Source organism: Loktanella fryxellensis (assembly GCF_900110065.1).
In the GTDB taxonomy this organism is placed as follows: Bacteria; Pseudomonadota; Alphaproteobacteria; order Rhodobacterales; family Rhodobacteraceae; genus Loktanella; species Loktanella fryxellensis.
In genome coordinates this window covers 170,047-196,534 of the sequence record NZ_FOCI01000003.1, presented here as the reverse complement: position 1 = coordinate 196,534, position 26,488 = coordinate 170,047, and the positions used below count along the sequence as shown (strand labels likewise).

At 68.4% G+C, this 26,488-nt stretch carries 22 protein-coding genes, 1 tRNA gene and 2 pseudogenes; 14 read left to right on the top strand and 11 right to left on the bottom strand.

The annotated features are described in order from the left end of the window. Nucleotides 1-54 precede the first annotated feature (54 nt). A pseudogene (locus BMX16_RS04305) lies at nucleotides 55-387 on the top strand (IS5/IS1182 family transposase); the annotation flags it as partial. Nucleotides 388-704: 317 nt separating this feature from the next. On the opposite strand, the gene BMX16_RS04300 reads toward BMX16_RS04305, so the two are convergent. Together BMX16_RS04300 and BMX16_RS17905 are read right to left on the bottom strand one after the other, a co-directional pair. After that, nucleotides 705-794, bottom strand: a tRNA-Ser gene (locus BMX16_RS04300). A gap of 220 nt (nucleotides 795-1,014) precedes the next feature. Further along, nucleotides 1,015-1,563, bottom strand: coding sequence for a hypothetical protein (locus tag BMX16_RS17905; protein WP_245731298.1), 549 nt, complete (start codon nucleotides 1,561-1,563; stop codon nucleotides 1,015-1,017). Here BMX16_RS17905 and BMX16_RS18325 point away from each other — a divergent pair. From BMX16_RS18325 to recR, 7 genes and pseudogenes are all read left to right on the top strand, one after another. Further along, nucleotides 1,555-1,614 (top strand): annotated as a pseudogene (locus BMX16_RS18325) (hypothetical protein); the annotation flags it as partial. The gene BMX16_RS17905 and the pseudogene BMX16_RS18325 sit on opposite strands and share 9 nt — an antisense overlap. A 67-nt stretch (nucleotides 1,615-1,681) precedes the next feature. After that, nucleotides 1,682-2,128, top strand: a complete 447-nt coding sequence (locus BMX16_RS17900) for a hypothetical protein (protein ID WP_245731296.1) — start codon at nucleotides 1,682-1,684, stop codon at nucleotides 2,126-2,128. A 435-nt stretch (nucleotides 2,129-2,563) separates the two neighbouring features. Then, nucleotides 2,564-3,805, top strand: coding sequence for a putative DNA modification/repair radical SAM protein (locus tag BMX16_RS04290; RefSeq protein ID WP_177174561.1), 1,242 nt, complete (start codon nucleotides 2,564-2,566; stop codon nucleotides 3,803-3,805). A gap of 2 nt (nucleotides 3,806-3,807) precedes the next feature. Then, nucleotides 3,808-5,265: a UdgX family uracil-DNA binding protein gene (locus BMX16_RS04285; protein WP_089899180.1), complete on the top strand. Its 1,458-nt coding sequence runs from the start codon at nucleotides 3,808-3,810 to the stop codon at nucleotides 5,263-5,265. A 30-nt stretch (nucleotides 5,266-5,295) separates the two neighbouring features. After that, nucleotides 5,296-7,047, top strand: a complete 1,752-nt coding sequence (locus BMX16_RS04280; protein ID WP_089899177.1) for a DNA polymerase III subunit gamma/tau — start codon at nucleotides 5,296-5,298, stop codon at nucleotides 7,045-7,047. 65 nt (nucleotides 7,048-7,112) lie between these two features. Beyond that, nucleotides 7,113-7,457 (top strand): YbaB/EbfC family nucleoid-associated protein, encoded by a 345-nt coding sequence (locus BMX16_RS04275; RefSeq protein WP_089899174.1) that lies wholly within the window; start codon nucleotides 7,113-7,115, stop codon nucleotides 7,455-7,457. A gap of 76 nt (nucleotides 7,458-7,533) precedes the next feature. Next, entirely contained in the window at nucleotides 7,534-8,145 is a 612-nt protein-coding gene (gene recR, locus BMX16_RS04270) for a recombination mediator RecR (RefSeq protein ID WP_089899171.1), read from the top strand. A gap of 371 nt (nucleotides 8,146-8,516) precedes the next feature. On the opposite strand, the gene BMX16_RS04265 is transcribed toward recR, so the two are convergent. Beyond that, nucleotides 8,517-9,326, bottom strand: coding sequence for a DUF1013 domain-containing protein (locus BMX16_RS04265; protein WP_089899261.1), 810 nt, complete (start codon nucleotides 9,324-9,326; stop codon nucleotides 8,517-8,519). Nucleotides 9,327-9,460: 134 nt separating this feature from the next. On the opposite strand from BMX16_RS04265, the gene BMX16_RS04260 reads away from it, so the two are divergent. Both BMX16_RS04260 and purU read left to right on the top strand, forming a co-directional pair. Continuing rightward, the gene (locus BMX16_RS04260; protein WP_245731294.1) at nucleotides 9,461-10,093 is read left to right on the top strand and encodes a ribonuclease T2 family protein; all 633 of its coding nucleotides are present in this window, start codon (nucleotides 9,461-9,463) and stop codon (nucleotides 10,091-10,093) included. A gap of 87 nt (nucleotides 10,094-10,180) precedes the next feature. Further along, on the top strand, nucleotides 10,181-11,065 hold the full coding sequence (gene purU / locus BMX16_RS04255; RefSeq protein ID WP_089899168.1) for a formyltetrahydrofolate deformylase: 885 nt from the start codon (nucleotides 10,181-10,183) through the stop codon (nucleotides 11,063-11,065). A 133-nt stretch (nucleotides 11,066-11,198) separates the two neighbouring features. Here purU and BMX16_RS04250 read toward each other — a convergent pair whose 3' ends face one another. From BMX16_RS04250 to BMX16_RS04225, 6 genes are all read right to left on the bottom strand, one after another. Further along, a complete protein-coding gene (locus BMX16_RS04250) occupies nucleotides 11,199-11,651 on the bottom strand; it encodes a VOC family protein (RefSeq protein ID WP_089899256.1) in 453 nt (150 codons plus the stop codon). A gap of 113 nt (nucleotides 11,652-11,764) precedes the next feature. After that, a complete protein-coding gene (fmt, locus tag BMX16_RS04245) occupies nucleotides 11,765-12,673 on the bottom strand; it encodes a methionyl-tRNA formyltransferase (RefSeq protein WP_089899165.1) in 909 nt (302 codons plus the stop codon). Between the two features lie 103 nt (nucleotides 12,674-12,776). Next, a complete protein-coding gene (locus BMX16_RS04240; protein WP_089899161.1) occupies nucleotides 12,777-13,250 on the bottom strand; it encodes a CAP domain-containing protein in 474 nt (157 codons plus the stop codon). Nucleotides 13,251-13,321: 71 nt separating this feature from the next. Then, nucleotides 13,322-14,128, bottom strand: a complete 807-nt coding sequence (locus BMX16_RS04235; RefSeq protein ID WP_089899158.1) for a metal ABC transporter permease — start codon at nucleotides 14,126-14,128, stop codon at nucleotides 13,322-13,324. Then, complete coding sequence (locus BMX16_RS04230; RefSeq protein ID WP_089899154.1) at nucleotides 14,121-14,906, bottom strand: ATP-binding cassette domain-containing protein; 786 nt, start codon at nucleotides 14,904-14,906, stop codon at nucleotides 14,121-14,123. The genes BMX16_RS04235 and BMX16_RS04230 overlap by 8 nt, the downstream gene beginning before the upstream one ends. Next, nucleotides 14,903-15,391: a Fur family transcriptional regulator gene (locus BMX16_RS04225; RefSeq protein WP_089899150.1), complete on the bottom strand. Its 489-nt coding sequence runs from the start codon at nucleotides 15,389-15,391 to the stop codon at nucleotides 14,903-14,905. The genes BMX16_RS04230 and BMX16_RS04225 overlap by 4 nt, the downstream gene beginning before the upstream one ends. A 70-nt stretch (nucleotides 15,392-15,461) precedes the next feature. Here BMX16_RS04225 and BMX16_RS04220 point away from each other — a divergent pair, with 70 nt between their 5' ends. After that, entirely contained in the window at nucleotides 15,462-16,370 is a 909-nt protein-coding gene (locus tag BMX16_RS04220; RefSeq protein ID WP_089899146.1) for a zinc ABC transporter substrate-binding protein, read from the top strand. A 42-nt stretch (nucleotides 16,371-16,412) separates the two neighbouring features. Here BMX16_RS04220 and BMX16_RS04215 read toward each other — a convergent pair whose 3' ends face one another. Together BMX16_RS04215 and BMX16_RS04210 are read right to left on the bottom strand one after the other, a co-directional pair. Continuing rightward, nucleotides 16,413-17,384, bottom strand: coding sequence for a YcjF family protein (locus BMX16_RS04215; protein ID WP_089899250.1), 972 nt, complete (start codon nucleotides 17,382-17,384; stop codon nucleotides 16,413-16,415). A 20-nt stretch (nucleotides 17,385-17,404) separates the two neighbouring features. After that, nucleotides 17,405-18,805 (bottom strand): YcjX family GTP-binding protein, encoded by a 1,401-nt coding sequence (locus BMX16_RS04210; RefSeq protein WP_089899253.1) that lies wholly within the window; start codon nucleotides 18,803-18,805, stop codon nucleotides 17,405-17,407. 135 nt (nucleotides 18,806-18,940) lie between these two features. Here BMX16_RS04210 and truA point away from each other — a divergent pair, with 135 nt between their 5' ends. The 3 genes from truA to BMX16_RS04195 all read left to right on the top strand — a co-directional run bounded on the left by truA (nucleotide 18,941) and on the right by BMX16_RS04195 (nucleotide 26,438). After that, nucleotides 18,941-19,708, top strand: coding sequence for a tRNA pseudouridine(38-40) synthase TruA (truA, locus tag BMX16_RS04205; RefSeq protein WP_089899143.1), 768 nt, complete (start codon nucleotides 18,941-18,943; stop codon nucleotides 19,706-19,708). Between the two features lie 170 nt (nucleotides 19,709-19,878). Continuing rightward, nucleotides 19,879-21,651, top strand: a complete 1,773-nt coding sequence (locus BMX16_RS04200) for an autotransporter assembly complex protein TamA (protein ID WP_089899140.1) — start codon at nucleotides 19,879-19,881, stop codon at nucleotides 21,649-21,651. Further along, nucleotides 21,648-26,438, top strand: coding sequence for a translocation/assembly module TamB domain-containing protein (locus BMX16_RS04195; RefSeq protein ID WP_089899137.1), 4,791 nt, complete (start codon nucleotides 21,648-21,650; stop codon nucleotides 26,436-26,438). The genes BMX16_RS04200 and BMX16_RS04195 overlap by 4 nt, the downstream gene beginning before the upstream one ends. The last annotated feature ends 50 nt before the right edge of the window (nucleotides 26,439-26,488 follow it).

Genomic DNA, 26,488 nt, shown 5'->3' with positions numbered 1-26,488 from the left:
GCCCGTTCAGGGCTGAATTGATCCACTGGATCAATTCCGAGACGCCCTTCACCCCGCCGCTGCCATAGCGCCATCATCGCACACGGTGGCACTGCGATCATCCCGATCCGCAAGAACGGTCGGCCATGGAAGGAAGACTGCCCAGCCGCCCGGGCGCGCAATGAAACCCTGCGCGCCACACGTCACTATGGTCGGGCATTCTGGAAGCGGTGGACCGGATGCCACGCCCGCAGCCGCGCCGAAGCCAAGATGCGCTGCCACAAGTCCTTTGGCGAGCGCATCGCTGCAAGGGACCCCGACCACCAGACCGCCGAAATCCACATCCGCGTCGCCCGCATGAACCGCTTCAACGCGCTTGGAACAGCCGAGATCGTCCGCGTTGCCTGAACCTGAAGGGAGAAGGGGCAGTCACGCTTCAGGCAGCCTTTCTGCAACAATGCCCTGTTAATATCAAAAGATAGTCACTCTTCCGGAGGATGGGGCTCATAACCTGAAGCTCGCACGCTATGCGCGCCAACGTGCTCTTCGAGGGTATTGCCCGGCGATCTGTGGGCACTGTTCCAATGCCGTCGATCGACTCGAGATCGTAACGATGCCCTGACAGCCAGCCACAATTAATTAAAAACCAAATGGCGGATAAAATGGGGGACGAATAACCCTATTTCCGACCTAAGTCACTGTTAAGTTTTGATAATATGTGTTTTTGGCGGAGACGAAGGGATTCGAACCCTCGATACCGTTGCCGGTATGCACCCTTAGCAGGGGTGTGCCTTCGACCACTCGGCCACGTCTCCGCCGACCGGACTACCTGCGATGGCCCATGCCTGCAAGGGTCTTTTCGCCAATCTGCCGGCACAGGCCATGGATCCTGCCGGATCGGGCTTTCGGGGCGCCGGGCGGCGATGTGGTGGCTTTCCGGAAGGTCTGCGGACGACGGTCCTGCATCATTTCGCTCGAAACGAAACACGCGGCCATCGCCTTGTCTGCCCTGCTCTACACGGACTTGCTGTCCATTCAATTTGCATGCTCGCAAAGGCCGCCCCCGGAACCGCGCCGTGCGGTGAAGAGATCCTGCACATCGAACCGACTGGGACCGGTCTGTCCCTCACGGCGTGAGCCGGTAAGGTACATCGTGGCAACAGCGCAAGATCTGAAGGCCTGCTGTGGGAGCCGCAGACGCTGATCTGTGCGGTCGAAGCCGCCGGCGTGACCCTGTGGCCATGGCACGTGGATACCGATGCGCCGGCGATGGACGACAGGGCGCACGCCCTTTGTGGCATTCCGATGGACTGCGACGTCACGTTCGAGGATCTTTCGGCGTAGATCCATTCCGCCGACCGCGACCGGGTGCGCGCTGCATTCAATGCGACCCGCGCCGTCATCGGTCCCGTCGAGATCGACTTCCGCATCATGGTCGGCGACGAACGGCGCTGGGAGCCGGCGCGCGGCAAGGGCGATGATGAATGTATGGTCAGGCGGATCAGGTTCAGCGTCTTCCTTGACGTCACCGGACGCAAGCACAGCGAGGAGAGACTCGAGCTTTTTGCTGGCGAAATGAGCCACCGGGTCAAGAACCTGCTGATGATCGCGTCGGGTCTGACGGCCATCACGTCGCGGTCGGCCTCGACGACACAGGATTTGGCGCGGGAACTGACCAAGCGGTTGACGCGCCCACGACCTCATGCGGCCCTTGCCGGATCAGACGCAGGCCTCCACTGCCCTGCGCGGGGATCTGCTGACCGTGCTGCTGGCGCCCCACGACGACCTGGGGGCATTCGGCGGACGGGCCCGGACCTCGGCCCCCCGCATGGTCGTCGGCGACCTATCGACCACGATCCTGGCCCTCGTCATTCACGAGCTTGCGACGAATTCGCTGAAACACGGCACGCTGTCGCTCGGGACCGGGACACACGACGTGTCGTGCACGGCGCAGGGCGACGCGATCACCATCGTGTGGACAATGAACGGCGGCCCCGCGGTGACAATGCCCACGGCACCCGCAGGCTATGGATGCACGTTGGTGCATCGCAGCGTCACGGGTCATCACAACGGATCGGTCGACGACAACTGGGCCACGCATCGACTGGTCGTGAAACAGCGGCTAAGCCCTGACCGCGTGTCGCAATGACTGACCCTGACGCATCGCCTGCGGCCCGGTTGGACGCGGGCCGGCACTCCTTGCCTGACAGCGCCGCATGGGTGCCGCAGCCATGACTGGAGCGGGCGCCAAAACGGTGGATGCGCCGGACGAACCGGGGGTCAGCCGCCGCCCAAAGGTAAGGCGCAAAGCAACTCCGCTGGATGCGGCCGAAATGGCCCGTCCCCGATCCATCGTTACGACACCCGCCAGTGGGTGCGAATTGACGAAGGAGCGTGGGGGCAGGAGACGCTCCTCCGTCGTCAGGCCGTGGCCACCCGGATACCGTGATCGCCGTGATCGCCCAAACCCATCCGCGTGGTGATGTGGCGGGGTGCGTCGTCTGGATCACCTTCCCGGCAGGACGACACCTTTCCACCGCGCGGCGCGGTCCGCATCTTGTATTGCGGACGTTATGAACATAACATGAACATCATGGCACAGACCCTGCAAGACAAACTCGCGATCCTGTCGGACGCTGCCCGTTACGACGCCTCCTGCGCGTCCAGCGGCACCACGCGGCGCGACAGCCGCGACGGCAAGGGGCTGGGGAGCACCGAAGGGTCTGGCATCTGCCACGCCTATGCCCCGGACGGCCGCTGCATCAGTCTGCTGAAGATCCTGATGACGAACTTCTGCATCTACGACTGCGCCTATTGCGTGAATCGGGTGTCGTCGAACGTGACCCGCGCGCGGTTCAGCGTGGATGAGGTGGTGAGCCTGACGCTCGAATTCTATCGCCGCAACTATATCGAGGGGCTTTTCCTGTCGTCCGGGGTGATCCGCAATCCCGACGACACGATGGGCGACATGGTCCGCATCGCCAAGCGCCTGCGCACGGTGGAGAACTTTCGCGGCTACATCCACCTCAAGACGATTCCAGACGCCTCGCCAGAGATCATCGCCGAGGCGGGCCTGTATGCGGACCGGCTGTCGATCAACGTGGAGCTGCCGACCGACCGGTCCGTGCAGGCCTTTGCGCCCGAAAAGAACCCGGTGACGATCCGCGCCGCCATGGGCAACGTGCGCGGCCTGCGAACCGCATCCAAGGATCGCAGCCACACGGGCAAGCGGCCCCCCGTCTTTGCCCCCGCCGGGCAATCGACCCAGATGATCGTGGGGGCGGACGGGGCGACGGATGCGACGATCCTGACCCGGTCGACCATGCTCTACGACGACTACAAACTGCGCCGCGTCTATTTCTCGGCCTTTTCGCCGATCCCGGACAGCACGGCGAAACTGCCGCTGATCAAGCCGCCTCTGATGCGCGAACACCGTTTGTATCAGGCGGACTGGCTGATGCGGTTCTACGGCTTCGACCTGAAAGAGATCACGTCGGTGGCCCTCGACGGAAACCTCGATCTGGCGATCGACCCCAAGCTCGCGTGGGCGCTGTCGAACCGCCACCTGTTCCCCGTGGACGTGAACAAGGCCTCGCGCGAGATGCTGTTGCGCGTGCCGGGGTTCGGCACCAAGACCGTGAACCGCATCCTGACCACCCGCCGCCACCGCGGCCTGCGCTATGACGATCTGCTGCGTCTGGGCGCGAGCCTGAAGAAGGCGCAGGCTTTCGTGACCTGCGTGGACTGGACTCCCGGCGGGCTGACCGACAGCGCGGGGCTGCGGGCACGTTTCGCGCCGCCGCCCGAACAGCTGACCTTGTTCTGAGCATGCACACCATCCCCCTGCCCCGCATCGGCACGTGGGCCGCGTGGCGCGACGCTGCGCGCGCCCTGCTGGCCGCCCGCGTCCCGCCGGAGGATATCCTGTGGGACTGGGACGGCAGCGCGAACGAGCTCTTCGCCACCGACCTGCCGCCGCCCACGACGAAACAGGTGATCAAGGTGCCCGCCGACTTCGTCGAGATGGCCCAGTGGGTCGTCTGGCACAAGGACCCGGAGCGCTTCGCCCGCCTCTATGCGCTGTTGTGGCGGCTGCGGCTGGACAAGGCGATCATCGCCGACCGTGCGGACCCAGACCTTGCCCGTCTGCGGCAGATGGAAAAGGCGGTGCACCGCTGCAAGCACAAGATGCGCGCCTTCGTCCGGTTCCGCGACCTGCGCACGGCGGGGCCTCGCCGCAGTTTCGCCGCATGGTTCGAACCGACGCATCACACAGTGGAACCGAACGCGCCGTTCTTTGCCCGCCGGTTCGCCGACATGGACTGGATGATCGTGACACCTGACGTGACGGCCAAGTTCACCGACGGTGCCCTGACCTTTCACGAGGGGCGCGAGAAACCCGACCTGCCGGAGGATGCGGCAGAGGCGCTGTGGGGCACCTATTTCCAGAACATCTTCAACCCTGCCCGGTTGAAGGTGAACGCCATGACCAGCGAGATGCCCAAGAAATACTGGAAGAACCTGCCAGAGGCGCAATACATCCCCGACATGATCGCACAAGCGGAGGCGCGGGTGCGGACGATGGCCGAGACGGCGCCGACGCTGGAACCCGCCCGCGTCGCCCGCATCCGCGAGCAGCTGCAAGAGGTGGCGCAGCCTGCGTCGTGGAACATCCTGAACGCGGGCCTTGTCGCCTGCACCCGCTGCCCCCTGCACGGTCCCGCGACGCAGATCGTGCCCGGTGCGGGGCCGCACGATGCGCCCCTGATGATCGTTGGCGAACAGCCCGGCGATCAGGAGGATCTGGCCGGCGTGCCCTTCGTCGGGCCTGCGGGGCAACTCTTCGACCACCTCGCCGCCCGCGCCGGGCTGGACCGGGGGGCTGCCTATGTCACGAACGCGGTCAAGCATTTCAAGTTCAAGGAGGGGGCCAAGCGCCGCTTGCACGTGAATCCCAACACGTCGGAGGTGGAGCACTGCAAGTTCTGGCTGCAGACCGAGGTGCAGTTGCTGAAACCCCGCCTGATCTTGGCCCTTGGTGGGACCGCGACGGGGGCGCTGACCGGCACCGCCGCGGGCGTCATGAAGCGGCGCGGCACGGTGGAACAGACGGCCCACGGCCCGGTCCTGATCACCCTGCACCCCAGCGCGCTGCTGCGGATGCCCGACAGCGCACGGCCACAGGCCGAGGCGGACGTGATCGCGGACCTGACGCTTGCCGCGCGGATGCTGGCCGACATGGCCCTCGTCAAGGCCCCTGTGGACGCCACCGCGCGCAGCCATTAGGTTGATCCGGCACCTGTCAGGAAGGCTCCCATGACCGACACCCCCGCCTATCAGGTCCTCGCCCGCAAGTACCGGCCGGAAACATTCGCCGACCTCGTGGGTCAGGACGCGATGGTGCGCACGCTGAAGAACGCCTTTGCTGCGGACCGCATCGCGCAGGCCTTCATCATGACGGGCATCCGGGGCACCGGCAAGACGACGACCGCGCGGATCATCGCCAAGGGCATGAACTGCATCGGGCCTGACGGCAACGGCGGCCCTACGACCGACCCTTGCGGGGTATGCGAACACTGCACCGCCATCATGGAAGGCCGCCACGTCGACGTGATGGAGATGGATGCCGCATCCAACACCGGCGTGCAGAACATCCGCGACGCGATCATCGAGACGGTCAGCTACCGCGCGGTCAGCGCGCGCTACAAGATCTTCATCATCGACGAAGTCCACATGCTGTCGAAGTCGGCGTTCAACGCGCTGCTCAAGACGCTGGAGGAACCGCCCGCCCACGTGAAGTTCATCTTCGCCACGACGGAAATCCGGCAGGTGCCCGTCACGGTCCTGTCGCGCTGTCAGCGCTTCGACCTGCGCCGGATCGAGCCGGAGGTGATGATCGCCCTGCTGCAAAAGATCGCCACGTCCGAAGGGGCCGAGATCAGCGACGACGCCCTCGCCCTGATCACCCGGGCCGCGGAAGGGTCCGCGCGTGATGCCACATCCCTGCTCGATCAGGCGATCAGCCACGGCGCGGGGGAAACCACCGCCGATCAGGTCCGCGCGATGCTGGGTCTGGCGGACCGTGGCCGCGTCCTCGACCTCTTCGACATGATCCTGCGCGGCGAGGCGGCGGCGGCGCTGACCGAGCTTTCGACGCAATATGCCGACGGTGCCGACCCCATGGCGGTGCTGCGCGATCTGGCCGAGGTCACGCACTGGGTCAGCGTCATCAAGATCACGCCGGACGCCGCCGCAGACCCCACCATCGGCCCGGACGAGCGGACGCGAGGGGCCGCCATGGCGCAGGCCCTGCCCATGCGGGTGCTGACGCGCATGTGGCAGATGCTGCTCAAGGCGCTGGAGGAGGTCGCGGCCTCGCCCAACGCGATGATGGCAGCCGAGATGGCGGTGATCCGCCTGACCCACGTGGCCGACCTGCCCACGCCGGAGGATCTGGTGCGCAAACTGCACGACAGCGCGCCGCCCCCGGCCCCCGGCGGCGGTGGCGGGCCGCGCATGGCCCCCGCCGCCGGTGCCGTCACGCAAGCGGTCGGGCGCACGCCCGTGCCCACGCACAGCGGACCGTCGGGCCCCTCTGCCGCCGTGGCACAGCAGCTCAGCGCCGAGGCGCTGCACCACTATCCGCAGTTCACCGACGTGGTGGCCCTGATCCGCGCGCACCGCGACATCAAGCTGCTGACCGAGGTGGAAGGCGACCTGCACCTCGTCAGCTACCGCCCCGGCCAGATCGAGGTGCGGCCCGGCCCCCGCGCCGCGCCCGACCTGACCCAACGCCTGGGCGCACGGCTGCAGGCGTGGACCGGCAACCGCTGGGCCGTGATCGTCAGCAATGCCACAGGCGAGCCGACCCTGGCCGAGGTCCGCAACGCGGCCGCCACCGCGCTGGAGGCGGAGGCCACCGCCCACCCCCTCGTGCAGGCGGTGCTGGCAAAGTTCCCCAAGGCCCGGATCACCGACATCCGCACCCCCGCCGCCCTCGCCCAGGATGCGGCGACCGACGCCCTCGCCGAGGTCGAGGATGAATGGGATCCGTTCGAGGATGGCTGACGCCCTTGCCCTCGCCATCCGGCCGACCCATGTCAGTGACGACACATAATCCACGGAGAGATACGATGTTCAAAGGTTTGGGCGGACTTGGCGACATGGCCAAGATGATGAAATCCGCGCAGGACATGCAGGCCAAGATGGCCGAGATGCAGGACAACCTCGACCGGATCACCGTGACCGGCGAGGCGGGCGCGGGCCTTGTCAAGGCGACGGCGACCGCCAAGGGGGAGTTGACCGGCCTCGACATCGACCCCAGCATCTTCAACGGGTCCGACAAGGAAGTGGTCGAGGACCTGATCCTCGCCGCCATCAAGGACGCGCAGTCGCGCGCCGCGGAACGCGCGCAGCAGGAAATGGCGGCCATCGCCGAAAGCCTCGGCCTGCCTGCCGGCATGAAGCTGCCGTTCTGACCGCCATCCGCCACGCGTCGGTGCATCATCGTGCCCAAAATACTCCCCCCGGAGGGTTCAACATGTGCCGCAGCCGATGACGCCCGTGCCGGATGACGACGCCGACCGCGCGGCGCTGGACGACCTGATCGCCCTGCTGGCCAAGCTGCCGGGGCTCGGGCCACGCTCGGCCCGGCGCGCAGTGCTGCATCTGGTCAAGAAGCGCGGACAACTGCTGCTGCCGCTGGCTGCCGCCATGACGCGCGTCGGCGATACGGTGCGCGAATGCCTGAACTGCGGCAACATCGCCACCGGTGACATCTGCGCCATCTGCGCCGACGACCGCCGCGCCAACGGCGAGATCTGCGTCGTGGAGGATGTGGCCGACCTGTGGGCCATGGAACGCAGCCGCCAGTTCAAGGGGCGCTACCACGTGCTTGGCGGCACGCTGTCGGCGCTGGATGCGATCGGCCCCGAAACCCTGCGCATCCCCCGCCTGCTGGACCGCATCACGGGCGAAGGTGTGTCGGAAGTCATCCTCGCGCTTGGGGCCACCATCGACGGGCAGACAACGGCCCATTACATCGCCGACCAGTTGACCGGCGTCACCGTCACGTCGCTGGCGCAGGGTGTGCCGGTGGGCGGAGAGCTGGATTACCTCGACGAGGGCACGATCACGGCGGCGCTGCGGGCGCGGCGGGCGTTGTAGGGTGCGGCGGGCGTTGTAGGGTGCGGCGGGCGTTGTAGGGTGCGACCCAAAGGCCGCAATGGGGGCGCTGCCCCATACCCCCGGGATATTTTCAACCAGAAGAAAGGGACGGCGGCGGCCACCCTTACCCTTCGAGCTTCGCATTGCGCACGCTGCGGGCATTGTAAGGCGCGGCCCAAAGGCCGCAGTGGGGACGCTGCTCGCCGCCGGCGGGTCCTCGGACCAGTTGCGCACCATCCGTCGCCCCCCGGGATATTTCAACCAGAAGACAGAGACAGCGGCGGCCGCCCTTACCCTTTTAGATTAGCGTTAAATGCGTAAGGCCGTGATCGCTCTGACCACGGCCCCGACAATTTCGCTGAACGAAGCGTTCAGCGGCGGCGACGGTCGCCGTCGGTCTCGTCCTCGTCCTCGTCCTCGTCGTCGTTGGTCGCATCGACGTCGTCGGGCAGGTTGAAGAAGCTGTCGGCGTCGCGGATGTCGCGCTTGTCCTCGACCTCTTCCTCCTCGACCGGTGCGTTGTCACCCGACAGGCTGAACGTCTCCAGCCCGGCCATCGACGACGGCATCCGGGGCTCCGGCGCCATGCCGAGGCTGCTTTCCGTGGACACCAGCTTGCGGCGTTCGTCGTCGGTCATCGCGGTGCCTTCGCGGGCGCGCTTGGCGTTCGCCTTCTGCACGGCGGCATCCAGCTCGGACTGCTTGCACAGGCCCAGTGCCACCGGGTCGATGGGGTCGAGGTTGTTGATGTTCCAGTGCGTCCGCTCGCGGATCGCGAGGATCGTGGGCTTGGTCGTGCCGACCAGCTTGGCGATCTGGCTGTCTTCCAGCTCCGGGTGGAACTTCACCAGCCAATAGATCGAGGCGGGCCGGTCCTGACGCTTGGAAAGCGGGGTATAGCGCGGACCACGGCGCTTTTCCTCGCCCTGGGCTGCGGCGTTGAACTTCAGCTTCAGTTTGTGCTGAGGATTCGTCTGGGCCCGGTCCAGTTCGTCCTGCGTCAGCTGATTGTTGGCGATCGGATCGAAGCCCTTCACGCCCGTCGCCACGTCACCGTCAGCGATGCCCTGCACTTCGAGCGGGTGCATGCCGCAGAAATCGGCGATCTGCTGAAAGGTCAACGTAGTGTTGTCGCACAGCCAGACGGCGGTGGCCTTGGCCATGATCGGTTTGTCGGACATCGTCTTCTCCTCGGTGTTGAACGACAAGCCATCCTCGGGCCCTTGCAGGGGCTGACCGCGTGGGCCGGGTTCGCATTGTCGGGGAACTTCGCATCAGTATAGTGAAAGCGTGACAGATTGGGAAGATCCGAAACGTGAAAGCCGTCCTGACCGCCATCGCCCTGACACTCGCCCTGCCCGCCACGGCGCAGGACCGGGCGGGCGATTTCGATTACTACGTCATGGCCCTGTCGTGGTCGCCCAACTGGTGCGACCAGACCGGACGCAACCGCGGGTCGCCCCAATGCGCGGACGGTGCGGATTTCGGCTGGGTGCTGCACGGGTTGTGGCCGCAGTTCGAGGCGGGTTGGCCGCAAGACTGCCGCACACCCCATGCCCCGCCCAGCCGCGCGATGACCGAAGGGATGGCCGACATCATGGGCACGGACGGGCTGGCGTGGTATCAGTGGAACAAGCACGGCACCTGCTCTGGCCTGACCGCGCGGGCGTATTTCGAGACGGCGCGCGCGGCCTATGACGGCATCCGCATCCCGCAGGCCTTTGCCGCGCTGACCCGCGACGTGACCCTGCCCGCCTCGCTGATCGAGGATGCTTTCGTCGATGCGAACCCGGACCTGCCCCGCGACGGCGTCACCGTCACCTGCAAGGACGGCGCGATCCAGGAGGCGCGGATCTGCCTGACCAAGGACCTCGAGCCGCGCAACTGCGGGGCCGACACCCGCCGCGACTGCACGCTGACCAGCGCGGCCTTCGGCGCCATCGACTGACGGGGTGAGCGGCGCTTTGCCGCTTGCACCGGCGCGCGGTGCTGGCACAAGGGGCACCGACCCATTCTGCCCGATCGGACGCCGCCCATGACCCATTTCGCCCTGACCGTGACCTGCCCCTCGACCAAGGGCATCGTGGCCGCCATCGCCACCTACATGGTCGAGAACGACTGCAACATCAGCGACTCGTCCCAGTTTGACGATCCGGAGACGGGCCGCTTCTTCATGCGGATCAGCTTCGAGAACGAGGGCAGCGGCGATCTAGCAACGTTGCAGGCCGGATTCGACGGCATCGCGCAACGGTTCGGGATGGAGTTCGCGTTCCACGACGAGAGCGTGAAGATGAAGGTCGTCATCATGGTCAGCCGGTTCGGCCATTGCCTGAACGACCTGCTCTACCGCTGGCGGATCGGCGCGCTGCCGATCGACATCGTGGCGGTGATCTCGAACCACCTCGACTATCAGAAGGTCGTGGTGAACCACGACATCCCGTTCCACTGCATCAAGGTCACGCCGCAGAACAAGGCGCAGGCCGAGGCGCAGATCATGGCCGTGGTGGAGGATGCGGGTGCCGACCTGATCGTGCTCGCCCGCTACATGCAGATCCTGTCGGACCAGATGTGCCGCGAGATGTCGGGGCGGATCATCAACATCCATCACTCGTTCCTGCCCAGCTTCAAGGGGGCCAACCCCTACAAGCAGGCGTTCGAGCGGGGGGTGAAGCTGATCGGCGCGACATCGCACTATGTCACCGCGCATCTGGACGAGGGGCCGATCATCGAACAGGACACGGTGCGCGTGACCCATGCGCAGTCGGCGGCGGATTACGTCAGCCTCGGCCGCGACGTGGAGGCGCAGGTGCTGGCGCGCGCGATCCACGCGCACATCCATCGCCGGGTCTTCGTGAACGGCAACAAGACGGTGGTGTTCCCCGCGTCGCCGGGGTCCTACGCCTCGGAACGCATGGGCTGAGGGGCGGCGGCTGTCGGGTGCGGCGGCAGGGGTGCGCGTGAGGTTCAGCGTGTGGCCGACCGGATCGTGGGCGGCTGTCGCTTACCGCTTGCGGCGCCCTGCAAAGCAAACATGATCGGCACCCTCTGACGCGTCAGCTTGGCGAACGTGTCGCCCGCCCGTCGGGGTAGTCGGCGGGCCCCTTGATCTCCAGCGTGTTGCCGAACGGGTCGCGGATGTAGAACGAATGGCCCATGCCGCGTGCGCCGCCATGGACGGCCTCGCGCAGGATGGTGACGCCATGGCGTGCCAGATGTGCGCGCAGGGCATCCGGGTCGAAGGGCGAGGTGGCGACGCAAACGTGATCCACGTTGCGCCCGCCCGCGACGGAGGGCACGGCCACGTCGGCACCGGGATGCGTGGTGTCCCACAGCACGATCAGCGCGGCCCCTGCCCACACCTGTTCCATCCCCATCGCCGGATAGGAATAGCCCGGCGCACAGCCCAGCACGTCGCGGTAGAACGCGAGCGCGCGCGGCATGTCGTCGATCAGGAACACCACGTGGTCGATGCCGACGAGGGCGAAGGGGATGGTGCGGTGCGGCATCGTCAAACTCTCGTCTCAGGCTGTGGCGCTGCGTCGATCACGGCGACAGGCGCTCCCAACACAAGAGCCGAACGCTACGACCCGCGCAAGGGATGGTATCCCCCCGCCCGTCCCTACAGCACGAACGGGCCGGGGTCGAAGCCGCGCAGGGCGGCGCCCGCGTCCTGCGGCCTGCCACCTGCGCGCTGCAGGCGGGTGACGGTTACGGCACCGCTACCACAGGCGATGGTCAGTGCGGCGGGGTCGGGCAGGACCTGACCCGGCTCTCCTGCAGCGTCGGTCAGGTGACTGGCGAGGAGTTTCACCCGCTCTCCCGCGATTTCGCACCAGGCACCGGGCACGGGGGACAGGCCACGGATCTGGCGGTCCACGGTGATGGCGGGCTGGGTCCAGTCGATGCGGGCCTCGGCCTTGTCGATCTTGGCGGCATAGGTGACGCCATCCTCGGGCTGGATCTGTGGCGCGAGGGTCGCGAGGTCGGCCAGCGCCTGCACGATCAGGTCGGCCCCCATCGCGGACAGGCGGTCGTGCAGGTGGCCCGTCGTGTCGTCCGGCGCGATGTCGGTCGCCTGCCGCAGCAGGACCGGGCCGGTGTCCAGCCCCGCCTCCATCCGCATGATGCACACGCCGGTCTTTGCATCGCCCGCCATGATCGCGCGGTGGATCGGTGCCGCCCCGCGCCAGCGCGGCAGTAGGCTGGCATGAATGTTGAGGCACCCCAGACGCGGCGCGTCCAGTACGGCCTGCGGCAGGATCAGGCCGTAAGCCACGACCACGGCAACGTCTGCCTGCAACGCCGCAAACTCGGCCTGCGGCACAGGCTGGCGCAGCGACACGGGATGCCGCACATCCAGCCCGAGCGCCGCAGCCCGCGCATGCACCGCACCGGGGCGGTCCTGCTTGCCGCGCCCGGCAGGACGCGGCGGCTGGGTATAGACGGCAGCGACGTCATGCCCTGCGGCGATCACCGCATCCAGCACCGGAACAGAGAATGCCGGCGTTCCCATGAAGACGATGCGCATCTGTGTACCCCGGTCCCTGTCGTCGCGTGTCGGGTCCGCAGATACCGCGATGCCAGCCCGGATGCCAGCCGCACGACACTGGACCGGACGTTGCAGTGCGCCGTCAGCAGCTGCGCGCGACGACCAGGACCCAGTTCGGTCCCTTGGCCCCGTTGGTGACGCCGACGCCCATTTCCGTCACGCGCGGGTGCAGCATGTTGGACCGGTGCCCGGCCGAACCCATCCACAGGCTTGCCACCTGCGCCCCGGACGGAAAGCCCCACGCGACGTTTTCGGCCACCGTGCAGTCGCGGTAGCCGACGGCGCGGACCCGCCCCTGCGAATTGCTGCCGTCGCTGCCCGCATGACCCGTCAGGCCGTTCATCGCCATGTCGCAGGCATGGGTCATTGCCGCGCGACCCAGAACCGGATTGTAGGCCAGTGGCCGCAGGCCGTTGGCCTGACGGTTGGCGTTGACGCCCGACAGGACCGCTTGCGCCTGTTGCGAGGCGTCCGGCGGCAAGGAACAAGCGTTGGAGGCCGCGGCGGATTGGGCGAACAGCGACAGAAACAGCGCCGCGCAAATGTGTCTCAGCATTGGGAACCTCTGGGTGCATGGGCAGTTGATGCATCACCGTTTCTCAACATTATGACAATGGCAGGGCAGAATCAGGGCGCGGACCCGCCGATTGCCCACAGTTTTCCGCCGACGGCGCTCAGCGCGAACAGCACAAGCGCCGCCACGACGATGGATGGGCCGGTCGGCGTATCCAACTGCAGCGACAACGCGACACCCCCCAGCGCCGCCGTCACGCCCAGCGTGCCCGCCAACAGCGCCATCCCCTCTGGCGATGCGACGATGCGCCGCGCACCAGCGGCCGGGATCACCAGCAGCGCAGTGATCAGCAGCGCCCCCACCACCTTGATCGCCACCGCCACGACACCGGCCAGCAACAGGATCAGGATCAGATTCTCGCGCCGCGGGTCGATGCCCGACGCGGTCGCCAGATCGGGGCTGAGCGTGGCGGTCAGCAGTGCGGACCAATGCACCCACAACACCGCAAGCACCACGCCCGCCCCGCCCCAGATGATCGCCAGATCCAGCCGCGACACGGTCAGCACGTCGCCGAACAGATACGCCTCCAGATCGATGCGCGCGGCGGGGATCAGCGTGACCGCGACCAGCCCCAACGCCAGCGACCCATGGGCCAGCACGCCAAGGATCGTGTCGGTGCCCTGCGCGCGGTCCGAGAGGCGATGGATCAGCAACGCCACTACCAGTGCGACCAGCGCCACACCCGCAAAGACCGAGATGTTCAACGCCAGCGCCACCGCCACCCCGAGGATCGCCGCGTGGGCGGTGGCATCGCCGAAATAGGCCATCCTGCGCCAGACGACGAAACACCCCAGCACCGAGGCCGCCAGTGCCGTGCCCACAGCCGCCAGCGCGGCCCGGATCAGGAAATCGTCAAGCATGATCCTGCGTCTTGGCGTGATGTGCGTGGTGATGCTGATGGTGGTGCCCGTGGTCGTGCCCATGGTCGTGGCTGTGGCCCTGCCCGTGGTCGTGGCGGTAAAGCGCCAGCGCACCCCCCGTCCCGGTGCCGAACAGCTCGCGATAGGCGGGGGCGGCGGACACCACCTCCGGCGTGCCTTCGCAGCAGATATGGCCGTTCAGGCAGATCACCCGGTCGGAGGCGGCCATGACCACGTGCAATTCGTGGCTGACCATCAGGACGGCGCAGTTCAGATCGCGGCGCACCGCCTCGATCTGGCGATAGAACCGGGCGGCACCGGGCTGGTCCAGCCCCTGCGTCGCCTCGTCGAGGATCAGCAGATCGGGCCTGCGCAGGATCGCGCGGGCCAGCAGCACGCGCTGGAACTGACCGCCCGACAGGTCGGCCATCTGACGACGCGCCACGTCGGCCACGCCGGCCGCGTCCAGTGCCGCGCGGGCCGCCGCCTCCGGCACGCGGTCCGGCAGGTCGAGGAACCGGCGCGCGGTCAGCGGCAGGGTCGCGTCGATGCTCAGTTTCTGCGGGACGTAACCCAGCCGCAGGCCCGGCTGGCGCGTGACCGTGCCGCGATCAGGCTGCAGCGCGCCGATCAGCACCCGCAGCAATGTCGACTTGCCGGACCCGTTGGGGCCTACGATGGTCACGATCTCTCCTGCCGCGATGCGCAGCCCCACGTCTTGCAGGATCGTCGTCCCGTTGCGGACGACGCCGATCCCCTGCCCCTGCAACAGCGTCATGCGCTGGCCTGCCCCGGTGTCGCGGCCTGCTGACAGGCGGGGCACAGGCCCTGCGCCTCCATCACCGTGCGCTCGATCGCAAAGCCGTTCTGCGCGGCCATGCGGCCCATCGGGGCCTCGGCCTCCGTCTCGGCGACGGTGTGGCAGGCCCGGCAGATCAGGAACGCAGGCGCATGATCGGCCCCCGGATGGGCGCAGGCGATGAAGGCGTTCAGCGCCTCGATCCGGTGGGCGAACCCGTTGTCGACGAGGAAACCCAGCGCGCGGTAGGCGACGGGCGGCTTCGACCCCAGCCCTTCCGCATCGAGCCGCGCCAGAACATCATAGGCGCCCAGCGCCGCGTGACTCTCGAGCAGGATCTCCAGCGTGCGGCGGCGCACGGGGGTCAGGCGCAAGTCAGCGGTCGCGCAGACCGCCTCGGCGCTGCGCAGGGCGTCTGACACGCAATGGGCGTGGTCGTGCGCGTGAAATCCGCTGGCGCTCATGGTCTAGGCCTTGTTATGTTATAACATCCCATTTATAGCCGCCGCACCCTGATCCCGCAAGAGGCCATCCATGACCCGCACCCTTTGCACCGCAGCGCTGCTGAGCGCCTTCGCAAGCGCCGCACACGCCGACGCGCCCCGCGTGGTGGCCGACATCGCGCCGATCCACAGCCTGACGGCGCAGGTGATGGACGGCATCGCCACCCCGGACCTGATCGTGCCCCCGGGGGCCGACGCCCACCACATGGCCCTGCGCCCGTCGGACGCCCGCGTGATCGCAGGTGCCGACGTCGTGATCTGGGTCGGACCAGAGATGACGCCCTGGCTGGACGAGCCCCTGACCGCCCTTGCACCGGAGGCCGCCAGTCTGGTCCTGATGCGGACCCCCGGCTGGACCCCGCGCGAGGTTGCGGCGGACGATGACCACGGCGACGGCGCCCACGCGGGCCACCACCACGCCACCGATCCGCACGCCTGGCTCGACCCGGAGGTGGCGGCGATCTGGGTCGCGGCGATCCGCGACACGCTGACGGCGGCGGACCCGGACAACGCGGCGACCTATGCGGCGAATGCCGACCGCGCCATCGCCGACCTGACCCGGCTGCGCGGCACCATCGCGGCGACGCTGTCGGGCGTGCCCGCCGGCAGCTGGGCCGCGCCCCACGCGGCGTTCGGCTATTTCGAGGACCGCTTCATGCTGGCGAGCGCCGGCGCGATCAGCGACAGCGACGACATCGACCCGGGCCCCGCGCATCTGGCGACCCTGCGCGACCGCGTGGCAGGTGGCGAGATCACCTGCGTGCTGTCGCAGACGGGCGCCACCACCGATTACGTCACCGTCCTGACCGAAGGGACTGCCGCCCGCACCGGCACAATCGACGACACCGGGATCGGCCTGACACCGGGGCCAGCGCTTCACGCCGCATTGCTGACGGGCATCGCGGCGACGCTCAAGGACTGCATCGCGCCGCAGGGATAATGGCCGCGGCGTGCGTCCACTGGAGGGGTGCGCACCCGGTCCCTAGTCGGCCCGTCCCCCGCCGCCGCCGAACAATCCGGTCAGGGCCCGCTGCACCGTGCCCGTCACCGACGGGCGCGGCAGCGCGTTGAAGGGAAGCGGGCGGCATACCTCGATCGCGGCGATTCCGACACGGGCCGTCAGGGCCCCGTTCACCACCCCCTCGCCGAACCGGCGGCTGACCTTTGACAGGATGCCGCCACCGGCGACGGACTGGATCAGGTCGTCGCCCACCGCCACGGCGCCCGTCGCCACCAGATGCCCCACAACCGTCCGCACCAGCCGCAGGCTGCCCAGCGTGCCGGAGCGTCCGCCGTAGATTTCCGCGATCTGGCGGATCATCCGCAGGTTCGACGCCAGCGCCGTCGCCACATCCGCCAGCGCCAGCGGCACCACTGCCGTCACCACCGCCACCTGCCGCGCCGCCGCCTGCACCTGCAGCACCGCGCGCGCATCGAGCGGGACCAGCAGGCTGCGTTCCGCGAGATCGAGCAGGCCGTCCGCGTCCATCACCTCGGCCTCACGCTCGGCCAGCGCCTTGCGACCCGATTCGGTATCGGCGCGCCCAGCGTAAAGCCGCGTCAGTTGCGCCACCACATCGCGCGCCAGCACCAGATCGCCGCCTGCGTGTGCCGTGGCCGCGTCCACCTGCACCCGGTCGATGCGGTGCAGGCGGCTGAACGCCTGCAGTTCCCTGACTGCGATCGCCAGCAGGACGCAGCAGAACAGCACCAGCAGGGCGGCGAACACGAGGCCCAGCACCGGGTTCTGCGCGATCAGGCCATTGACGAAGTTCCACGCCGACAGCGACACGACGAAGCCGATGATCGTCACCAAGAGCGACCAGAACCACTTGGCCAAGGGCGAGGCGCGGCGCGTCGCAAGCGCCGCCACGGTCTGCATCGCGGCCCCGGTCGGTGCGTCGTCGGTCAGCATCGGGGCGGTGGCGGGCGTCACCGTCGCGGCCTCCTCCATGTCGATCAGCACGGGACGTTTCACAGCCGGTCTCCGATCAGGAATTCCGCGGCCTTGTCCAGCCGGATATGGGGCGGCCCCTCGCCGGGGCGCAGGGTCATGGGGGCGGGCGCGAAGCGCATCACCTGATAGTCGCGGTCTGGCCCCCAGTCCGCATCGCCGGCCCGCGCGGGGGCGAGCAGCTGTTGCGGATCGTCCGGCAGGACGCCCGGATGGAACGCGGCCTGACGGCCCGTATCCAGCAGGCGCCCGCGCACCACGTTCAGGGGGCCGTCGCGGTGTTCCACCGTCTCCTCGACCGTGGTGCGCAGGGCGGCGATGGACATGGCGGCGGTCTTGGCGCCCGCATAATCCGCACGGTCCCGCGCCTCTCGCAGCAGGGCCTGCGTGATCGCGGTCAGTTGCGGGTGTTGCGTGTGGTGCAGATGGTCGGCCTTGGTCGCGGCGAACAGGATTTTGTCCACGCGCTGGCCCTGCAGCAGGCGGTTCAGCCAGCCGTTGCCGCCGGGGTTGAAGGCGGTCAGGATCTCGGCCATCGCGGTGCGCAGGTCATCGACCGCGCGCGGCCCCGCATGGATCGCGCCCAGCACGTCGACCAGCACGACCTGTCGGTCAATTCTGGCAAAATGGTCCCGAAAGAACGGCTGGACGACGTTTTTCTTGTAGGATTCGAACCTGCGCGCCATTTCGCGCCCCAACGACCCGCGCGGATGGTCGCCGTCCGGCAGCGGGGCGAAGGTCAGGACCGGCGATCCCGCCAGATCGCCCGGCAGCAGGAACCGCCCCGGCGTGCAGTCCGACCATCCCGCCGCCCGCGCTGCGTTCAGGTGCGCGGTATACCCCGCGGCGAGGGCCCGCGCCGTGGGCTCCTCCAACGCGGCGGCGGGATAGACGGCGGTCACCTGCGACAGGTAGGCATCGCCCAGCGGCCGCCCCTGCGCCCGCTTCAACGCGCCCGCCGACCATTGGGCATAGGTCTGCCCCAGCAGGCCAAGGTCCAGCAGCCATTCGCCGGGGTAGTCCACGATGTCCAGATGCACCGTCTGCAGCCCCTGCAGGCCCGCCATCATGCCCGACGGCGCCACCTTCAGCGACAGCCGCAGTTCCGAGATCTGGCGCGTGCCGTCCGGCCAGACCGGATCGCTGGCGGTCAATTGCGCGAGGTAGGTCTCGTAATCGAAGCGCGGCAGCGTGTCGTCGGGCTGCGGTTGCAGATAGGCGGTGCGGATCGCACCACTCGCCGCCGCGCGCAGTTGCGGCATCCGACCCCGGTCCATCAGGTTGGCGACGAGCGACGTGATGAACACCGTCTTGCCCGCGCGGGACAGCCCGGTGACGCCCAGCCGGATCACCGGATCGGTGAAGGGCGCGGTCAGTGGCCGCGTCATGGCCCCCGCCACGTTGCCCGTGATCTGGCCCATGTCGCGCAGCAGCCCCGTCGTCTTGTCCAGCAGGCCCACGGGCGCATCCCTTCGTCATCGTCCTGCGACAGATAGGCTGTGTGCCCCACCTTTGGTAGGGATTGATTTGACCGCCCCCACGGCCTAAGCGACGCCATGCCCCGCTATGCCCTGAAGATCGAATACGACGGCGCCCCCTTTGCCGGGTGGCAGCGCCAGTCGCACCAGCAGTCCGTGCAGGGCACGATCGAGGCGGCGCTGGCCCGGCTGGAACCGGGCGATCACACCATCGCCGCCGCAGGGCGCACGGATTCCGGCGTCCATGCCACGGCGCAGGTGGCGCATTGCGACATGGCGACCGACTGGGACCCGTTCCGGCTGTCGGAGGCGCTGAATTACCACCTGAAGCCCCTGCCCGTCGCCGTGATCGCCTGCGCCCCCGTGGCCCCGGACTGGCACGCGCGGTTCGACGCGCTGGAACGGCGCTATCTGTTCCGCATCACTGCGCGCCGCGCGCCGCTGGTGCTGGATGCGGGCCGGGCGTGGCAGGTCAAGACGCCGCTCGATGCGAAAGCGATGCAGGCGGGGGCGGACCACCTGCTGGGGCGGCACGATTTCACCACGTTCCGCGCGACCCATTGTCAGGCGGACAGCCCGATCCGCACGCTGGATGCGGTCAGCGTGGCCAGCGTGCCGTCACCGCTGGGCCAGCAGGTGACGATCCGCGTGCGCGCCCGGTCGTTCCTGCACAATCAGGTGCGCAGCATCGTGGGCACCTTGGAACGGGTGGGCTGCGGGGCGTGGCAGCCGGACGACGTGGCCACCGCGCTGGCCGCCCGCGACCGCACCGCCTGCGGTCCGGTCTGCCCGGCGCATGGCCTCTATCTGGACGGTGTGCGCTATCCGGTCGATCCGTTTGCCTGATCTGTCGCAGCCTGTGACCCAAAGGTCCCGGCCCGCGCAAAACCGCTGACGCCGCAGGCGGATACGCCCCGGCGTCGTTTGCCTTCGTATCCCGTTCCGCTAAAGTCCGTTTCGACAGTGACGAGGGGCCGAGGGTGAAGTTAAAGCAGTTTGGTGGGGCCGCGGTCCTGATGATGACGACGGCCACGCTGGCGCTGGCGCAGACCGTCACGCTGGACGCACCCGGCGCGGACGAGGATCTGGTGACGCTGCTGCAGGACGCGGCCCTGTCCCGCAGCCTCGGGTCAGACGAAGCCGCCGATCCACCCGTCCCGCAGGATTACGTAGCCGCCGCCCGCGCCGATTACCGCCGCCTGCTGACCGCGCTCTATGCCGCTGGCTACTACGGCGGCACCATCAGCATCCGCGTCAACGGGACAGAGGCGTCGGGCCTTGCCCCGCTGGCTGCCCCCGACCGCATCGACACGGTGGCGATCACCGTGAATCCCGGCCCGCTGTTCTCGTTCGGCCAGGCGTCGGTCGCCCCCCTCGCCCCCGGCACGGACCTGCCGGAAGGGTTCGCCACCGGCGAACCCGCGTTGGCCGACACGATCCGGCAGGCCGCAGGGGCCGCACGGGACACGTGGCGCAATCAGGGCTACGCCCTTGTCACGGTGGCCGATCAAAGCATCGTCGCCCGCCAGACCGAAGATGTGCTGGACGCCAGCGTGACCATCGCACCGGGGCGGCAACTGACCTTCGGCGCGCTGCGCGTGGTGGGCAACGCCGCCGTGCGGACGGACGCGATCACGCGCATCGCGGGCCTGCCGGTGGGCGAGATCTACAGCCCAGACGACCTGACGCAATCCGCGCGTCGTTTGCGCGAAACCGGGGCCTTCGACAGCGTGTCCCTGACCGAGGCAGAGGTGGCCGGTCCCGGCGACACCCTGCCCATCACCGCGACCATCGCGGAATCCCTGCCCCGCCGGATCGGGGCTGGCGTGGAGTATTCCACCGTCGAAGGCGTGCGCCTGAACGGGTACTGGATGCACCGCAACATCTTTGGCGGGGCGGAAAACCTGCGCTTCGACGCCACCATCGCGGGGCTTGGCGGCGGGACCGGCGGCACCGACTACAGCCTTGGCACGTCGCTGCGCATCCCCGCGATCTATGGCGCGGACACCGACCTGACCGGCACCGCGGAAATCGCGCGAGAGGACGAGCCCGACTACCTGATCGACCGTTTCAGCGCGGAAGTGCTGGCGACCCGCCGGTTGAGCGACGCGCTGGAGGTGCAGGCCGGCATAGGCCTGCTGACCGCGCGCGAGGAGACGGCGCTGGGGCGGCGCAACTACACGCTGCTGACGGCGCCGCTCGCCGCGACCTACGATCGGCGCGACAGCGACACCAATGCCAAGCGCGGCTACTACATCGACGCGCAGGCGACGCCGTTTTTGTCGGTGGATGGCGGCGCCAGCGGCGCGCGCGCCTATCTGGACGGGCGCATCTACTACAGCGCGGGGGCAACCGACCGCTTTACCGTGGCCGCGCGCGGTCAGGTCGGCAGCGTCATCGGGGCCGACCTGACCGAAGCGCCCGCCGATTTCCTCTACTACTCCGGCGGGTCCGGCAGCGTGCGCGGTCAGGCCTACAAATCGCTGGGTATCGATCAGACCGTGGACGGCATCACGCTGAAGACGGGCGGCGCGTCCTTTGCGGGTGTGCAGCTCGAGGCGCGGGTGGGTGTCACCGACGCGATCAGCGTCGTGGGGTTCTACGACTACGGCTATGTCGCGCGGACCGAGACGCCGCTGACGGACGGCGCGTCGCAGGACGGCGTGGGGCTGGGCGTGCGCTATGACACGGGCATCGGCCCGATCCGTCTGGACGTGGGCACGCCCGCCACGGGCGACGAACAGTTCAAGAGTGTCGAAGTGTATATCGGGATCGGACAAGCGTTTTGAGATATTTCCTGTGCCTGCTGGTCCTGCTGACCCTGCCCTTTGCCCTGTTGGCGCAGGACGAACCCGCCCCGGATGACGACGGCGAAGGCTATCTCACGCGGCTGTTGCAGGACAACCTGACCGGCGATGACCGCATCGTGGACATCGTGGGCTTTCAGGGTGCCTTGTCGTCGCGCGCGAGCGTAGAGCGGATCACCGTCGCCGACAGCGAAGGCGTCTGGCTGGAACTGAACGACATGGTGCTGGACTGGAACCGTGCCGCCCTGCTGCGCGGCCGCATTGACGTGCAGGAACTGACCGCCGCTCTGATCCGCGTCGAACGCGCCCCCGTTCCCGGTGCCGACCTGCCCTCGCCCGAGGCGCAGCCGTTCTCGCTGCCCAACCTGCCGGTGGGCATCAACCTCGACACCCTGAACGTCGCCCGGATCGAGCTGGGCGAGAGTTTCCTTGGCGAACCCGTGGCCCTGACCGTTGCCGGCACCGCGATGCTGGCGGGCGGCGAAGGCAGCGCCAACGTCACCGCCAACCGGCTGGACGGCCAGAGCGGCCTTTTCGTGATCGATGGCGCCTACGACAACGATACCGGCGTGCTGGGCCTGACCCTGAACGTGGAAGAGGCAGAGGACGGCATCGCCGCCCGCCTGCTGAACCTGCCGGACCGTCCCTCCGTGCGTCTGACCATCGCCGGTGAAGCGCCGATTTCCGAATATGCCGCCGACATCACGCTGGCCACGGGGGGGCAGGACCGCATCAGCGGCGATTTCGCGCTGAACACCATCGACGGCCAGACCGGGTTCGCTCTGAACATCGGCGGCGACCTGACACCGTTGCTGGCGGCGGATTACGCCGATTTCTTCGGCCCGGACGTGACGCTGGTCGCCGCCGGCAGCGCGGGCAGCGGCGGTTTCGCCCTGACCACGCTGGACCTGAGCGCGCAAAGCATCGCGCTGAACGGTCAGGTCCTGATCGGGCCGAACGGCTGGCCCGAGCGCATCGCGCTGACCGGCAACGTGCGCGACGCTGGCGGCGCGCCCGTGCTGCTGCCCATCGGCGGACCCAAGACCTATGTGGACAACGTGGCCCTCGCGCTGAACTACGACCAGTCCGCAGGCGACGACTGGACGGCGGATTTCGACATCACGAACTTCGACCGCCCCGGTCTGGGGATCGCCGCGATCACCCTTGGCGGTGGCGGCGTGATCGAGGATGGCAACGGCCCGGCCACAGGCCGGTTCACCGCCGATCTGGACTATGCCGCGACTGGCGTGGCGCTGGACGACGCCGGTGCCGCACAGGCGTTCGGCGACACGCTGGAAGGGCGTCTGTCCCTGACGAGGGTCGAGAATGCGCCGACCGAAGTCACCGCATTCACCCTGACCGGCCCCGGCGTGGAATTGAACGCGCAGGCCACCATCGCGGGCCCCACCGACGGGTTCATGACGCAGGCCGACGTGACCGTGGCGGCAGAGGCGATCGAGCGGTTCTCGACCCTCGTCGGGCGCAATCTGGGTGGTGCGGCACAGGCCGAGCTGACCGTGACCGCGACACCGCTGGACGGGCTGTTCGACATCGGGCTGGACGCCACGACGCAGGATCTTGCGGTGGACATCCCGCAGCTCGACCCGGTGCTGACCGGGACCGGTACGGTGGTCCTGCGCGCCGTGCGCGACACCGCAGGCACGCGGCTGGAGGATCTGACGATCACGACGCCGGAGGCGACCGTGACGGCGGATGCGGACATCACGAGCGTGGACAGCGACGCGCGCTTTGCCGTCACCGTGCGCAATGTGGCCCTGATCGCGCCGGGGGTGGAAGGGCCAGCGTCCATCACCGGCACCGCGACGCGCAACGCCACAGGCAACATCGTGTTCGACGTGGACGGCACCGCGCCCGCCACGACACTGACCGCCACAGGCGCCGTCGATCCGGCGGAAGGCGGCCAGACCGCGAATGCGACGGTGACCGCCGCCGTCACGGATCTGAGCGTCTATTCGCAGGTCAGTGGTCAGGACCTGTCCGGGGCCGCCGACGTGACCGTCAACGCAACCCTGCTGTCGGACATGACGCGGTTCACCGCCCAGATCGACGCGGCCACCACGGACCTGCAGACGGGCCTTGCCCAGATCGACCCGCTGCTGACCGGCGCGGGCACCATCAGAGGAGAGGTCGGCCTGATCGGCACCGACCGCTATCTGGTGCGCAACTTGGTGGTGCAGACGCCGGAGTTGTCGCTGACCGCCGATGCGGATGGCGGGCTGACCGGACCGCTCAGCGTCGATGCCGACCTGCGCGTGTCCGAGATCGGCCTGATCGCAGACGGCCTGACCGGACCGCTGGCGGTGACGCTGGACGCCACGCGCGACGACGCGGGCCTCACGCAGGCGACGCTTCGCGCGGACGGTCCCGGCACCGCGATCGCCGCCGACGTGGCCGTGGCCGCACCGACCGAAAAGTACCGCATCACCGGAAACATCGACGCCGCCGTGGCCGATCTTGCGCCCTATGCGGCACTGGCCGGGCAGGATATCGCAGGTGGCATCGACATGGCGGTGCAGGGCAGCCTGCTGCCGGACCTGAGCCTGTTCGACGTGACACTGGACGGCACGACCCGCGATCTGGCGACCGGCATCGCACAGGCCGACGCGCTGCTGGCAGGCGACGGGCGCGTCCGTGCCAGCGTGGCGCGGACCGGGCCGGATGCCTTTGCGCTGACCGACCTGAACGTCGCAACGCCGCAACTGATGCTGCAGGGCGACGCCGCAGGTGGGCTAACCGGGCCACTGGATGCCGACATCCGCGGGCGGCTGGACAATGCGGGGGCGTTGGCGCAAGGCCTCGACGGTCCGGTGGACATCGCGCTGACCGCCAGCCGCGATGCGACGGGCACGGCGCAGGTCGACCTGACGGCGCAGGGCGTCGCCACCGACGTGACGCTGGACGCCGAGGTCGCTTCGCAAGAGGACGACTATCGCATCACCGGCACGCTGGACGCGGTGCTGGGCGATCTGTCGCAGTTCGCCACGCTGGCGGGCCTGCCCCTGTCGGGCGGCGTAACGGTGCAGGCGGACGGCACGCTGTTGCCGGATCTGAGCCAGCTTGACGCGCAGGTGAACGCCAGCACCAGCGACCTAGGGATAGGCAATGCGACGGTGGACCAGCTGCTGGCGGGTCAGGGTCGCATCGCGCTCGATGCGGCCAAGGCGGGGGCGGACATCACCATGCGGTCCTTCGACGTGGCGTTCCCGCAGGTCAGCGCATCGGGTAACCTGACCGCAGGGGACGGCGGTGCGGCATCGGGCACCGTCGTTGCACGCCTTGCCGACATCGGACTGTTCACCGACGCCCTGTCGGGGCCGGTGACGGCGCAGGGCGACGTCGGTCGCACGGCGGCGGGCGGCTATACGCTGGACATCGACGCGACCGGACCGGGCGGCATCAGTGCCACGGCGCAGGGTGCGGTGGGGGCCGACGGGACGCTGGACCTCGACATCAACGGCAACGCGCCGCTGGGGCTCGCGAACCCCTTCCTCGATCCGCGGCGGTTGGAGGGGGTGGCGGATTTCGCCATCGCCGCCAACGGCCCCCCTGCCCTGTCGTCGGTCACCGGCACCATCAGCACCACCGGCGCGCGGCTGGCCGATCCCGGTCTTGCGCAGGCGCTGGAAGGGATCGACGCCACGATCAAGTTGAACGGTGGACAGGCGCAGGTCGCGCTGACCGGCGACGTGCAGTCGGGCGGCAGCATCGCGATCAACGGCCCCGTGACGCTCGCGTCTCCGTTCGACGGCAGCCTGACGCTGGACGTGAACGCGGTCGAGCTGCGGGACCCCAACCTCTATGAGACCGTCGTGAACGGCCAGATCACCGTGAGCGGGCCGCTGGCTGGCGGCGCCGCCATTGCGGGCCAATTGGCACTGGGCGAGACGAACGTCCGCGTGCCGTCGTCGGGCATCGGCGCCTTGGGCGAGTTGCCGGACGTCACGCACATCAACCCCAGCCCCGAGGTCGTGCAGACCCTGAACCGGGCAGAGGTCGCCGTCGACGGCGGTGCCGCCGCAGCGGCGGAAGCATCCGGCGGCGGCGGCCCCGCCTATCCGCTGAACGTGACCGTGAACGCGCCCAACCGCATCTTCATCCGGGGTCGCGGCGTCGATGCGGAACTGGGCGGCAGCCTGCAACTGGGCGGGACCACGGCCAACATCGTCCCCGTGGGCCAGTTCGACCTGCAGCGCGGGCGCATCAGCATCCTGCAGCAGCGCTTCGACCTGACCGAAGGGTCGGCGTCGCTGCAGGGCGACTTCATCCCCTACATCCGCCTTGTCGCCACGACACAGGCGGACACCGGGACCACCATCAATATCGTCGTCGAAGGCCCCGCCAACGACCCGGAGGTGACGTTCCAGTCGGTCCCAGACCTACCGCAGGACGAGGTGCTGTCGCAGCTGATCTTCGGGCGCGACATCTCCGAGATCAGCCCCCTGCAGGCGGTGCAGCTGGCCGCCGCCGTGGGCGAGCTGGCCGGTCGCGGGGGTGGCGGGCTGATCGAGGGGTTCCGGTCCGGCATCGGTCTGGACGACTTCGACGTGACCACGGATGCCGAAGGCAACGCCGCCGTGCGGGCTGGCAAGTATCTGAGCGACAACCTTTATACCGACGTGACCATCGGCAGCGACGGGTCGACCGAGATCAACCTGAACCTCGACATCACGGACGAGATCACGGCCAAGGGGACGGCGGGTGCAGACGGCGACACCAGCATCGGCGTGTTCTTCGAACGGGACTACTGAGACAGGCCCGCACCGCACATACGCTGTGCGGTGCGGGCGATGGACAGGGG

What these genes read in the sequence shown, in the direction of transcription:
- BMX16_RS17900 (WP_245731296.1), top strand. Translation starts at nt 1,682, where the DNA reads ATGCGGCCCTTGCCGGATCAGACGCAGGCCTCCACTGCCCTGCGCGGG.
- BMX16_RS04290 (WP_177174561.1), top strand. Translation starts at nt 2,564, where the DNA reads ATGAACATCATGGCACAGACCCTGCAAGACAAACTCGCGATCCTGTCG.
- BMX16_RS04285 (WP_089899180.1), top strand. Translation starts at nt 3,808, where the DNA reads ATGCACACCATCCCCCTGCCCCGCATCGGCACGTGGGCCGCGTGGCGC.
- BMX16_RS04280 (WP_089899177.1), top strand. Translation starts at nt 5,296, where the DNA reads ATGACCGACACCCCCGCCTATCAGGTCCTCGCCCGCAAGTACCGGCCG.
- BMX16_RS04275 (WP_089899174.1), top strand. Translation starts at nt 7,113, where the DNA reads ATGTTCAAAGGTTTGGGCGGACTTGGCGACATGGCCAAGATGATGAAA.
- recR (WP_089899171.1), top strand. Translation starts at nt 7,534, where the DNA reads ATGACGCCCGTGCCGGATGACGACGCCGACCGCGCGGCGCTGGACGAC.
- BMX16_RS04265 (WP_089899261.1), bottom strand. Translation starts at nt 9,326, where the DNA reads ATGTCCGACAAACCGATCATGGCCAAGGCCACCGCCGTCTGGCTGTGC.
- purU (WP_089899168.1), top strand. Translation starts at nt 10,181, where the DNA reads ATGACCCATTTCGCCCTGACCGTGACCTGCCCCTCGACCAAGGGCATC.
- BMX16_RS04250 (WP_089899256.1), bottom strand. Translation starts at nt 11,651, where the DNA reads ATGCCGCACCGCACCATCCCCTTCGCCCTCGTCGGCATCGACCACGTG.
- fmt (WP_089899165.1), bottom strand. Translation starts at nt 12,673, where the DNA reads ATGCGCATCGTCTTCATGGGAACGCCGGCATTCTCTGTTCCGGTGCTG.
- BMX16_RS04240 (WP_089899161.1), bottom strand. Translation starts at nt 13,250, where the DNA reads ATGCTGAGACACATTTGCGCGGCGCTGTTTCTGTCGCTGTTCGCCCAA.
- BMX16_RS04235 (WP_089899158.1), bottom strand. Translation starts at nt 14,128, where the DNA reads ATGCTTGACGATTTCCTGATCCGGGCCGCGCTGGCGGCTGTGGGCACG.
- BMX16_RS04230 (WP_089899154.1), bottom strand. Translation starts at nt 14,906, where the DNA reads ATGACGCTGTTGCAGGGGCAGGGGATCGGCGTCGTCCGCAACGGGACG.
- BMX16_RS04225 (WP_089899150.1), bottom strand. Translation starts at nt 15,391, where the DNA reads ATGAGCGCCAGCGGATTTCACGCGCACGACCACGCCCATTGCGTGTCA.
- BMX16_RS04220 (WP_089899146.1), top strand. Translation starts at nt 15,462, where the DNA reads ATGACCCGCACCCTTTGCACCGCAGCGCTGCTGAGCGCCTTCGCAAGC.
- BMX16_RS04215 (WP_089899250.1), bottom strand. Translation starts at nt 17,384, where the DNA reads ATGGAGGAGGCCGCGACGGTGACGCCCGCCACCGCCCCGATGCTGACC.
- BMX16_RS04210 (WP_089899253.1), bottom strand. Translation starts at nt 18,805, where the DNA reads ATGGGCCAGATCACGGGCAACGTGGCGGGGGCCATGACGCGGCCACTG.
- truA (WP_089899143.1), top strand. Translation starts at nt 18,941, where the DNA reads ATGCCCCGCTATGCCCTGAAGATCGAATACGACGGCGCCCCCTTTGCC.
- BMX16_RS04200 (WP_089899140.1), top strand. Translation starts at nt 19,879, where the DNA reads ATGATGACGACGGCCACGCTGGCGCTGGCGCAGACCGTCACGCTGGAC.